The sequence below is a fragment of the Nonomuraea sp. NPDC047897 genome, from assembly GCF_043204415.1.
Lineage (GTDB): Bacteria > Actinomycetota > Actinomycetes > Streptosporangiales > Streptosporangiaceae > Nonomuraea.
In genome coordinates this window covers 537,896-548,247 of record NZ_JBIDCC010000004.1, presented here as the reverse complement: position 1 = coordinate 548,247, position 10,352 = coordinate 537,896, and the positions used below count along the sequence as shown (strand labels likewise).

Here is a 10,352-nt window from a genome sequence, read left to right as displayed (position 1 = left end):
ACGCTACGAGCGCCGCGCCGACCACTTCGCGTCCTTCGTCGCCATCGCCGCAGCGCTCATTTGCTACCGCCGACTCGCCAAATGAGACGACGTCTAAGGGAGTTGGACGTTGGAGGATGATGCCCGCTTCGCGGACTTCGTCGCGGACCGGGCCGATGCGCCACCGCGCCACCGGCGACGTGCTTTGGCGAGAACTGGCGTGATGCGGTCGATCTCAGAGTCAGCCGCATCGCGTCTGGCCAGGCGGCGAAAGCAGGGTACGCGGACGCTGTGCGGCACGGAAATCCCTTGAGAAGCGAGCGAATATCAGTGAATAAACGCTCGGAGACGAGAGTCGAGTATTGAAGACATTCTTAGAGCGGATGGCAAGGTTTTTCGGGGCCGACGACGCACTGCATCTCGGAGATGACACGCATGCGCTCGACGACGACGAGGAAATAGACGATGCGGAATACACGGACGATGATTTCTGAAAGACCCGTCCTGATTTCCCGGGACAGGGGCGGGTTCATCGGGCGAGTCCGTGCCGGCAAAGACCGGGGCCGGGGTTGGGAAGGGTGCGGGCCGGACAGCGGGCCGAGGGGGTTTTACTCATGACGTTCACGCTGGCGGAGGTTCGCTCGCGCACCTATAAGGCGAGGGACGCCTGGTGGACGGTGTTCCTGGTGGACCCTTTGGCGGGCCCGCTGGTGGTGGGGATCGCGAATCGGACCTCGATCACCCCGAATCAGATCACCTGGGGCGCCTTCGTTCTCGGGCTCGGCTCGGCAGGCTGCTTTGTGATGGCCGACTGGTCATGGCTGGTCGCGGGGGCCGTTCTCTATCATCTGAGCTTCGTGCTGGACTGCGTGGACGGCAAGGTCGCGCGTTTGAAGGGCAGCGGAACCGTCCTGGGTGGCTGGCTCGACTACGTCTTCGACCGGATCCGGGTGCTCACCTGCACGCTCGCCCTGACCTGGGGGCAATACGCGGCGAGCGGACAGGAGATCTACCTGGTTCTCGGCGTGGTGATCGTTTTCCTCGACATGCTCCGCTATGTCGACGCCCTTCAGATCGCGAAGGTCCGCCGCCAGATGCGCCGCACGCTGAAGAAAGCGACGCAGGACTCGGCCGCGGCGGGCCTGCCGGCCGTCTCTGCAGACCTGCTGCTCGAAGACGGCGACTTCGACGCCGATGAGGTCACGATCCGCCCAGCCGGGGCTGTTGACCTTCAGCGGGAGTTTCGCACGCGTTTCGCCTGGTATCTCCGGGTGCGCGAGTGGTTGCGCGTCCACCGTGTCCGCACGCACCTGGTCAGCGGCATCGAGTTCCAGATGGCCGTGTTCATCGTCGGCCCGCTGCTGGGCCAGATCGTCGCGGTCACCATCGGCGCGGCGATCCTCCTGCTCGTCTTCGAGGCCGCGATCATGTACAAGCTCTGGCTGTCCTCCCGCGACTTCACCCGCACGCTGGCGAGCATCCCCCCGCCGCACACGCGCTCCGCACTCGGGTAGGCGCCCGCCCTTCTCTCGAACAAGGCCGACACGCCCGCGCTACCGCCCGGGCCCTCACCCCTGGCCATGCGCTTCGGCCAGGCGCTTCTGAGATACGCGGCATCAGCGGGACTGTACGGTTTTCGACTCTGTCGCAGATTCGGTGGTGACGATACGGGTAGCGTCACGCTGAGTCATGCATATCGACGATCTTGTGGGCACGGTGTTTTCTGGGTTATCGCCGCTGGTCGTGGAGGATGTGGCGGATGAGGGAGGCAAGAGATACACAACCTAATGAGGCTTGGACCGGTACTCGGCCCACACGTCGACCGCCTCTTGAAGATCAAGAGCGGCAACGTCCTCGCGCGCCATCCCGACCGTGTAGATCAACCGGTCCGCGAGCCAATCTGGGACCGGTTCCCTAGGAGGAGCCTTCTCCACTCGGATGTGATCGGCCAGCGTGCCAAGGCGTTCGATCACCTGGCCGAGCCGGACGATCTCGGGACGGCCAGCACCCACCTCGCGAACCCTCGCCGTCGCCTCCGCGTATACTTCCGCGTCGGCCCGCTCACCGACAGCACACACCTCGCAGATCTCCACCGACTTGTCCTCGGTGATGCGGTAGACGACCCGCCAGGTATTGCGACCGACCACCAGCTTCCGGAAACCGGTCAGTTCCCCGCCTAGCGGGTAACCCGCCTCAGGGTTGTCCAGCAGAGGAAGGATCTTCTTGAGTACCTTGGACACCGCGTCTGGGCCGATGCGCCGGAGGTCGTCGACCGCCGGCGCCGTGAAGACGACGTCGGACACGATTCACTCATCGTCCGGGACGGCGGACAACGACTCGCGGGTATGCCCGAAAGCGGCAAGCACCTCGTTGAGCGAAACCCGCTCCCCCGTGTCCGTGACCGACCGGGCGAGCACAAGCGCCAGATCACGCAGATCGGCCGCCGCGTCCTCCAACTCATTGAGCCGGCGAATGCTCACCACGGCCGCCACTGGCTGATGCCGACGGGTAACCACAAGATCGGCCCCCTGCTCCGCATCAGCCACCAGGCGCGCAACGCCTCGCCGGGCCGCCTCTGTAACGCTCAGCTCGGTAGCGTCGTGCAGAACAGTCATGCATCGAGTGTACATTTTCCTATATAGAACCGCTCGCGCCCCGGCACGAGCATCGGCTCACGCGTCGCCGGACGTCAGCCCCACCGGGCAGGAGACGCCGGTGCCGCCGATGCCGCAGTAGCCGTTCGGGTTCTTGAACAGGTACTGCTGGTGGTACTCCTCGGCGTGGTAGAACGGGCCTGCGGGGGCGAGTTCTGTGGTGATGTCGCCGTAGCCGGCCGCCTTGAGGACCTGCTGGTAGGCGTCGCGGGACGCCTCCGCCGCCTGCCGCTGCTCCGGGGAGTGGTAGTAGAGGGCCGAGCGGTACTGGGTGCCGGTGTCGTTGCCCTGGCGCATGCCCTGGGTGGGGTCGTGGGCCTCCCAGAAGACCTTCAGCAGGTCCGCGTAGGAGATCCTGGCCGGGTCGTAGACGACCCTGACGGCCTCGGTGTGGCCGGTGCGGCCGCTGCAGACCTCTTCGTAGGTGGGGTTGGGCGTGTAGCCGCCCTGGTAGCCGACGGCGGTGCTGACGACGCCGGGGGTCTGCCAGAAGATGCGCTCGGCGCCCCAGAAACAGCCCAGGCCGAAGTCGGCGATCTCGGTGCCGGCGGGGTACGGCGGGGCGAGGGGGGCGTCGAGGACGGCGTGCCGGGCGGGCACCGGCATGGACTCGTCGCGTCCGGGGAGAGCCTCCTCCGGCCGGACCATCGTCGCCTTGTCGCCGAAACCGCTGCCGAACAGCCAGCCCATGGTGCTACCTCCGCAGTCTCCGTCCACTGTACAGAACGCTCAACCGTTTAGAAGTCCTACATATTTCCACATAGTGATCCGCGTTTGTGTTTAAAGGAGTGGATCGCCTTAGATGGGGGTATGCCTGACCTTCGCCGTGGTGTGCTGTTCGGCGTGGCCGCCTACACCATGTGGGGGCTGTTCCCCCTCTACTGGCCGCTGCTCAAACCGTCCGGAGCCGTCGAGATCCTGGCCCACCGGATCGTGTGGTCGCTCCTGGCCGTCGTCGTCGTGCTCGCCGTGCGCAGGCACTGGTCGTGGATCACGGGGCTGCTCCGCCAGCCGCGGAAGCTGGCGCTTCTGGCGCTGGCCGCGGCGATCATCACGGTCAACTGGGGCGTCTACATCTACGCCGTCAACACCAACCACGTCGTGGAGAGCGCCCTCGGATACTTCATCAACCCCCTGGTGAGCGTGCTGTTCGGGGTGGTGCTGCTGCGCGAGCGGCTGCGGCCGCTGCAGTGGACGGCGGTCGGATTCGGCACGCTGGCGGTTCTGGTGCTCACCCTCGACTACGGCCGGCTGCCGTGGATCGCGCTGACGCTCGCGGTCTCGTTCGGCGTGTACGGCCTGGTGAAGAAGCAGGCGAACGTCGGCGCGGCCGAGAGCCTGACCGTGGAGACGCTGGTGCTGATGGCCCCGGCCGCCGCCTACCTCGTGTACCTGCAGGCGGCGGGCGAGGCGACGTTCGGCCACCTGACGACGGGGCACGCGCTGCTCCTGGTCGGCGCTGGAGTGATCACCGCGGTGCCGCTGCTGTGCTTCACCGCGGCCGCCATCAGGGTGCCGCTCAGCACGATCGGGCTGCTGCAGTACATCGCGCCGGTGCTGCAGTTCATGTGCGGGGTGCTCGTCGCCAAGGAGACCATGCCGACCAGCCGCTGGATCGGCTTCTCGATCGTCTGGCTGGCCCTGGCGATCTTCACCTACGACAGCATCCGCGCGGCTCGGGCGACCGCCAGGGGCCGCAGGCAGGCCATGACGGCGGTCCAGGGTCAGCCGGAACGCTCGACCACGTAGTCGCACAGCGCCAGGAAGGCGTCCTTGGCCGGGATGTCGGGTAGGCCGGCCAGGTCGGCCCGGGCCCGGTCCACCCAGGCCGTGAGCTCGGCACGCGCCTGCTCCATCGCCGGGTGCGCCCGGAGCAGCCGCAGCGCCTCCGCGACGTCCTCGTCGGCCACCGGGCCGGACAGCAGCTCCACGAGCCGGGAGGAGCCGTCTGAGGCCAACGCGTACAGCACGGGCAGCGTGCGGATGCCCTCGCGCAGGTCGGTGCCGGGCGTCTTGCCCGACTCCGTCGAGTCGGACGCCACGTCGAGCAGGTCGTCGCCGAGCTGCCAGGCCACGCCGATGGCCTCGCACGCCCTGCTGAGCCGCTCCTCGACGTCCGCCGGGGCGCCCGACAGCAGCGCGCCGAACCGCCCGGAGGCGGCGATCAGGGAGCCCGTCTTGTCGGCCAGCACGCTGATGTAGTGGGTGACCGGGTCGTCGTCGCCCTTCGGCCCGACCGTCTCGCGGATCTGCCCCTGCACCAGCCGGGAGAACGTCTGGGCCTGGATGCGGATCAACTCCGGGCCGAGGTCGGCCAGGATGTCGGAAGCCTGGGCGAACAGGTAGTCGCCGGTGAGGATGGCCACGGTGTTGTCCCACCGGGCGTTGGCGGACGGCGACCCGCGGCGTACGCGGGCCTCGTCCATGACGTCGTCGTGGTAGAGCGACCCCAGGTGGGTCAGCTCGATGACCACCGCGCCGGGCACGACCCCGGGCGCCGACGGGTCGCCGAACTGGGCGGCCAGCAGCACCATCAGCGTGCGGAACCGCTTGCCGCCCGCCTCGATGAGGTGCTTGGACGCCTCCGTGACGAAGGCGTCCTCACTCTCCACCGACGAGCGCAGCAGCTTCTCGACCGCGGCCAGCCCGGAGGACACGTCCTGCGCCAACCGCTCGTCCTCGATCGGAAGGTCAACAACGGGAGGCGCAGACATTCAGGTCCCCTATCGGATGAACAGGCCGGAGGCGGCCTGGTTGGCCAGGTCGAGCGCGGGCTGCGGGAACAGCCCCACCCCTACCGTAACCAGCAGGGCGACGGTGATGACGGCCACGGTGCCCATACTGGGCACGGCGATCGTCGGCCCGTCGGCCGCGGGCTCGCTGAAGAACATCAGCACGATGACGCGGACGTAGAAGAACGCGGCGACGGCCGAGGCGACGACGCCCAGCACGACCAGCCCGGTCATCCAGCCGCCCAGCGAGTCGCCGGCCTCCATGCCGCTGCCCAGCGCCGCCGTGAAGACGGCGTACTTGCCGAAGAAGCCGCTCGTCAGCGGGATGCCGGCGAAGGCGAGCAGGAAGAACGCGAAGACACCGGCCAGGATCGGCGACCGCTTGCCCAGCCCGGCCCAGCGGGACAGGTGCCAGGCCTCGCCTCCGGGGTCACGCACCATCGTCACCACCGCGAACGCGCCCACGGTCGTCAGGCTGTAGACCAGCAGGTAGAACAGGATGGCCGACAGCGAGCCGGCGTTCTGCTCGGGCTTGTCGTAGGTGGCCATGACGCCGATGAGCAGGAAGCCCGCGTGCGCGATCGACGAGTAGGCGAGCATCCGCTTGATGTCGGTCTGCGTGATGGCCAGCACCGAACCGATGATCATGGTGAGGGCCGCGACGGCCCACATGACCGGACGCCAGTTCCAGTCGAGGTTGCCCAGACCCACCCAGAACACCCGCAGCACGGCGCCCACGGCCGCGACCAGCGTGCCGGAGGCCATCAGAGCGGTGACGGGCGTCGGAGCGCCCTGGTAGACGTCCGGCTTCCACGCCTGGAACGGCGCCGCACCGATCTTGAACAGCAGGCCGACGCCGAGCAGCGCCAGGCCGATCATCAGCAGCGGGTCCAGCAGACCGCTGGTGCCCAGGGCCTTGCTGATGCCCGTCAGGGACACGGTGCCGGCGAAGCCGTAGACCATCGCCGCGCCGTACAGGAAGAACGCCGAGGAGAACGCGCCGAGCAGGAAGTACTTCATCGACGCCTCCTGCGACAGCAGGCGACGGCGCCGGGCCAGGCCGCACAGCAGGTAGAGCGGCAGCGACATGACCTCAAGGGCGACGAACATCGTCAGCAGGTCGTTGGCGGCGGGAAACAGCATCATGCCGGCCACCGCGAACAGGACCAGCGGGTAGACCTCGGTGTGCTCGCTGCCGGCCGCCTCGGCCTCCTCCTCCTCGGCGCTGCCGGGAACGGCCGCGGCCGAGGCGACGAAGTGCCCCTCGTCATTGATCATCAGCACGCACACGGCCGACAGGATGAGCACGACGCCCCAGATGAACAGGCTGGGCCCGTCGATCGCGACCGCGCCCATGGCCGCGGCGACCCCGGTCACGTCGCCCCTGACCACCGTGACGATGACCAGCGCGAACGCGCCCAGCAGCGACAGCAGCGTGAGCGGCATGTGGATGGCCCGGCGCAGGTAGCGCGGCGCGAACGCCTCCACCAGCACGCCGAGGACGGCCGCGCCGAACACCAGCAACAGCGGCGCCAGCGCTCCGTACTCGATGGTCGGCGCCTCTATGACACCGTTCACTGGCCGGCCCCCTTCTCAGCGATAGCCGGGTTGTCCACTTTCACGTTGACCAGCGTCTGGGTCACCGCGGGATTGATCACGTCGAGCAGCGGCTTGGGGAAGAACCCGAAGCCGATGATCAGAGCGACCAGCGGCGCGAGCACGGCCACCTCGCGCACGTTCAGGTCCTTGAAGGCCTTGACCGGCTCCGCAGTCGGGCCGTTCAGCGCCCGCTGCACCATCCACAGGATGTAGACGGCGGCCAGGATCACCGCCACCGCGGACACGATCGCTGCGACGGTCAGCGCGCCCGAGCCGAAGGCCGGGCTGGAGTACGTGCCGACCATGACCATGAACTCGCTGACGAACGACGACAGCCCCGGCAGCGACAGCCCGGCGAGACCGGCGATCAGGAAGTAGCCGGCGAGCAGCGGGGCGACCTTCTGCACGCCGCCGTAGTCGGCGATGTGCGGCGAGCCGCGCCGGGCGATGAGGAACCCCGCGGCCAGGAACAGCGCCCCGGTGGCGAAGCCGTGGTTGACCATGTACAGCGTCGCGCCGGCCTGGGAGACCTGCGACATGGCGAACACGCCCATCACGATGAAGCCGAAGTGCGAGATCGACGTGTAGGCGATCAGGCGCTTCATGTCGGTCTGGCCGATGGCCACGATCGCGCCGTAGATGATGCTGATGACCGCGAGCACCACGATCGGCATCGTGAACGCCTTGGCGGCCTCCGGGAACAGCTCCAGGCAGAAGCGCAGCATCCCGAACGTGCCCACCTTGTCGAGCACGCCCACGAGCAGCACCGCGGCGCCGGCCGGGGCCTGCGCCGCCGCGTCGGGCAGCCAGGTGTGCACCGGCCACAGCGGCGCCTTGATGGCGAACGCGATGAAGAAGCCGGCGAACAGCCACTTCTGCGTGCCCGGGTCCTGGATGACCCCGACGAGCTCGGGGAACATGAACGTGCCCTTGCCCGCGACCACGTAAAGCCCGATGACCGCGACCAGCATGAGCAGGCCGCCGAACAGGGAGTACAGCAGGAACTTGACGGCCGCGTAGGACCGCTGGGCGCCGCCGTACGACCCGATCATGAAGTACATCGGGATCAGCATGGCTTCGAAGAAGACGTAGAACAGGAAGATGTCGGTCGCCGCGAAGACGCCGATCATCATCGCTTCCAGGACGAGCAGCAGCGAGAAGTACGTCTTGACCGACCGCTTCGGCGTGATGAGCGTGCCGTCGGCGGTGCGGACGCCGTCGGCGTCGTGCCAGGACGCCAGCACCACGATCGGCACGAGCACCGCCGACAGGGCGATGAGCACCAGCGCGATGCCGTCGACTCCGACCCCGAAGTGCACCCCGAAGCTGGGGATCCAGTCGTAGACCGCCTCGAACTTGAACCGCTCGCCGCTCGCCGACGGGAACTGGAACGCCATGACCAGCGTCAGCGCCAGCACCACCAGCGAGACCGCCAGCGTGAGCTGCTTGGCCGGCTTGTCACTGCCCTTGGGCAGCAGCGCCACCACGATGGCGCCCAGCACGGGCACCGCCATGAGTATTGGGAGCCAGAGTGACGACATCAGATGTTCCCAACGAGGAGCAGGGCGCCGGTCAGCAGGGCGGCACCGATCAGGATGGACAGCGCGTACGTTCTGGCGAAGCCCGTCTGGATCCGCCGCAGGCGGCCGGAGGTCCCGCCGATGCCCGCGGCCAGGCCGTTGACCACCCCGTCGATGCCGCGGTTGTCGAAGAACACCGCGATGCGGGTCAGCCACTGGCCGGGGCGCATGAACAGCGACTCGTTGAGCGCGTCGCCGTATAGGTCACGCCGGGCGAACGTGGTGAGGAACGAGCCGCGCGGCGCGACGACGGGCACCGTGGCCTTGCCGTACCGCATCCAGGCGAACCCCGCGCCGACCGCGACCAGCGCCAGCGTGGCGAGACCCGGGGTCGTGAACGGGTTGAAGCCCGGCTTCACCGCGGGTGCTCCCACCGCCGGGCTGAGGAAGTCCATCAGCCGGTTGCTGAGCACCAGGTAGCCACCCAGGAAGACCGAGCCGATCGACAGCACGATCAGCGGGATCGTCATGACCTTCGGCGACTCGTGCGGGTGCGCGTCCTCGGCCCACCGCTTCTCGCCGAAGAAGGTCATGAAGACCATCCGCGACATGTAGAAGCCGGTGATGCCCGCGCCCAGCACGGCCAGCCAGCCCAGCACGGGCTGCTCGTGGACCGCGGTCTCGATGATGCCGTCCTTGGTGAAGTAGCCGGACAGCAGCGGGAAACCGATGATCGCCAGGTAGCCGACCATGAACGTGGCGAAGGTCAGCGGCATGTACTTGCGCAGGCCGCCGTACTTGCGCATGTCCACCTCGTCGTTCATGCCGTGCATGACCGAGCCGGCGCCGAGGAACATGTCGGCCTTGAAGAAGCCGTGCGTGATCAGGTGGCCGATCGCGAAGGCGTAGCCGGCCGGACCGAGGCCCGCGCCGAGCATCATGTAGCCGATCTGCGACATCGTCGAGCCGGCCAGGCCCTTCTTGATGTCGTCCTTCGCGCAACCGATGATCGCACCGGCGAGCAGCGTGGCCGCGCCGACGATCGCGACGGCCAGCGCCTGCGGCGAGCCCGGCTCGAAGAAGAACGCGCCGGAGCGGACCACCAGGTAGACGCCGGCGGTGACCATGGTCGCGGCGTGGATGAGGGCCGAGACCGGGGTCGGGCCCTCCATCGCGTCGAGCAGCCAGGACTGCAGCGGAAGCTGGGCCGACTTGCCGCACGCGCCGAGGAGGAGCAGCAGGCCGATCGCGGTGACGGTGCCCTGGGAGGCGGTGCCCACCTGGGCGCCGAGGTCGGCGAAGGCGAACGTGCCGAACGACGTCCAGATGATGAACATGCCGACCAGCAGCCCGAAGTCGCCGACGCGGTTGACGACGAACGCCTTCTTCGCGGCGACCGCTGCCGACGGCTTGAACTGCCAGAACCCGATGAGCAGGTAGGAGGCCAGGCCGACGCCCTCCCAGCCGATGAACAGCCCGACGTAGTTGTCGGCCAGCACCAGCAGGAGCATCGCGGCGACGAACAGGTTGAGGTAGGCGAAGAAGCGGCGCCGGTCGGAGTCGTGCGCCATGTAGCCGATCGAGTAGATGTGGATCAGCGACCCGACACCGGTGATCAGCAGCGCGAAGCAGATCGACAGCGGGTCGATCAGCAGCCCCATGTCGACCATGCCGGGGATGAACTCCCACAGGTGCACGGCCTGGCGGCGCTGCCCGTCAGGCAGGCCGATCAGCTCGACGAAAGCCAGCACCGCCACGACGAACGAGGCGAGGGACATGGCCACGCCCAGCAGGTGTCCCCACCGGTTGGTGACCCGCCCGAGGATCAGCAGGATCGCCGCCCCCAGCAACGGGAACGCGATCATGAG

The 10,352-nt window shown here is 67.9% G+C and carries 10 protein-coding genes; 2 read left to right on the top strand and 8 right to left on the bottom strand.

What is annotated here, in order from left to right; genetic code table 11:
* Window positions 1-353 precede the first annotated feature (353 nt).
* Window positions 354-512 carry a hypothetical protein gene (locus ACGF0J_RS12675; protein WP_393144957.1) on the bottom strand — a complete coding sequence of 53 codons (159 nt, stop codon included), beginning with the start codon at window positions 510-512 and terminating at the stop codon, window positions 354-356.
* A gap of 81 nt (window positions 513-593) precedes the next feature.
* On the opposite strand from ACGF0J_RS12675, the gene ACGF0J_RS12670 reads away from it, so the two are divergent.
* Window positions 594-1,493: a CDP-alcohol phosphatidyltransferase family protein gene (locus ACGF0J_RS12670; RefSeq protein ID WP_393144955.1), complete on the top strand. Its 900-nt coding sequence runs from the start codon at window positions 594-596 to the stop codon at window positions 1,491-1,493.
* Window positions 1,494-1,763: 270 nt separating this feature from the next.
* On the opposite strand, the gene ACGF0J_RS12665 is transcribed toward ACGF0J_RS12670, so the two are convergent.
* From ACGF0J_RS12665 to msrA, 3 genes are read right to left on the bottom strand one after another with little or no spacing between them, the layout of a single operon-like run.
* Entirely contained in the window at window positions 1,764-2,282 is a 519-nt protein-coding gene (locus ACGF0J_RS12665) for a type II toxin-antitoxin system RelE/ParE family toxin (protein ID WP_393144953.1), read from the bottom strand.
* Between the two features lie 3 nt (window positions 2,283-2,285).
* Entirely contained in the window at window positions 2,286-2,594 is a 309-nt protein-coding gene (locus tag ACGF0J_RS12660; protein ID WP_393144951.1) for a hypothetical protein, read from the bottom strand.
* Between the two features lie 57 nt (window positions 2,595-2,651).
* A complete protein-coding gene (msrA, locus tag ACGF0J_RS12655) occupies window positions 2,652-3,323 on the bottom strand; it encodes a peptide-methionine (S)-S-oxide reductase MsrA (protein WP_393144949.1) in 672 nt (223 codons plus the stop codon).
* A 120-nt stretch (window positions 3,324-3,443) separates the two neighbouring features.
* Between msrA and rarD the strand changes: the two genes are divergently transcribed.
* Entirely contained in the window at window positions 3,444-4,382 is a 939-nt protein-coding gene (gene rarD, locus ACGF0J_RS12650) for an EamA family transporter RarD (RefSeq protein WP_393144947.1), read from the top strand.
* Here the strand turns inward: rarD and ACGF0J_RS12645 are convergent.
* From ACGF0J_RS12645 to nuoL, 4 genes are read right to left on the bottom strand one after another with little or no spacing between them, the layout of a single operon-like run.
* Window positions 4,358-5,347: a polyprenyl synthetase family protein gene (locus ACGF0J_RS12645; RefSeq protein WP_393144945.1), complete on the bottom strand. Its 990-nt coding sequence runs from the start codon at window positions 5,345-5,347 to the stop codon at window positions 4,358-4,360. The two genes, rarD and ACGF0J_RS12645, sit on opposite strands and share 25 nt — an antisense overlap.
* A 9-nt stretch (window positions 5,348-5,356) precedes the next feature.
* The gene (gene nuoN, locus ACGF0J_RS12640) at window positions 5,357-6,943 is read right to left on the bottom strand and encodes an NADH-quinone oxidoreductase subunit NuoN (RefSeq protein WP_393144943.1); all 1,587 of its coding nucleotides are present in this window, start codon (window positions 6,941-6,943) and stop codon (window positions 5,357-5,359) included.
* Entirely contained in the window at window positions 6,940-8,505 is a 1,566-nt protein-coding gene (locus ACGF0J_RS12635) for an NADH-quinone oxidoreductase subunit M (protein WP_393144941.1), read from the bottom strand. Before ACGF0J_RS12635 ends, nuoN begins: the two co-directional genes overlap by 4 nt.
* Window positions 8,505-10,349, bottom strand: coding sequence for an NADH-quinone oxidoreductase subunit L (gene nuoL, locus ACGF0J_RS12630; protein ID WP_393144987.1), 1,845 nt, complete (start codon window positions 10,347-10,349; stop codon window positions 8,505-8,507). Before nuoL ends, ACGF0J_RS12635 begins: the two co-directional genes overlap by 1 nt.
* Between the last annotated feature and the right edge of the window lie 3 nt (window positions 10,350-10,352).

Excerpts from the sequence above, each read along its gene's own strand:
- ACGF0J_RS12675 (WP_393144957.1), bottom strand. The coding sequence starts at position 512 with ATGAACCCGCCCCTGTCCCGGGAAATCAGGACGGGTCTTTCAGAAATC.
- ACGF0J_RS12670 (WP_393144955.1), top strand. The coding sequence starts at position 594 with ATGACGTTCACGCTGGCGGAGGTTCGCTCGCGCACCTATAAGGCGAGG.
- ACGF0J_RS12660 (WP_393144951.1), bottom strand. The coding sequence starts at position 2,594 with ATGACTGTTCTGCACGACGCTACCGAGCTGAGCGTTACAGAGGCGGCC.
- msrA (WP_393144949.1), bottom strand. The coding sequence starts at position 3,323 with ATGGGCTGGCTGTTCGGCAGCGGTTTCGGCGACAAGGCGACGATGGTC.
- rarD (WP_393144947.1), top strand. The coding sequence starts at position 3,444 with ATGCCTGACCTTCGCCGTGGTGTGCTGTTCGGCGTGGCCGCCTACACC.
- ACGF0J_RS12645 (WP_393144945.1), bottom strand. The coding sequence starts at position 5,347 with ATGTCTGCGCCTCCCGTTGTTGACCTTCCGATCGAGGACGAGCGGTTG.
- ACGF0J_RS12635 (WP_393144941.1), bottom strand. The coding sequence starts at position 8,505 with ATGTCGTCACTCTGGCTCCCAATACTCATGGCGGTGCCCGTGCTGGGC.
- nuoL (WP_393144987.1), bottom strand. The coding sequence starts at position 10,349 with ATGATCGCGTTCCCGTTGCTGGGGGCGGCGATCCTGCTGATCCTCGGG.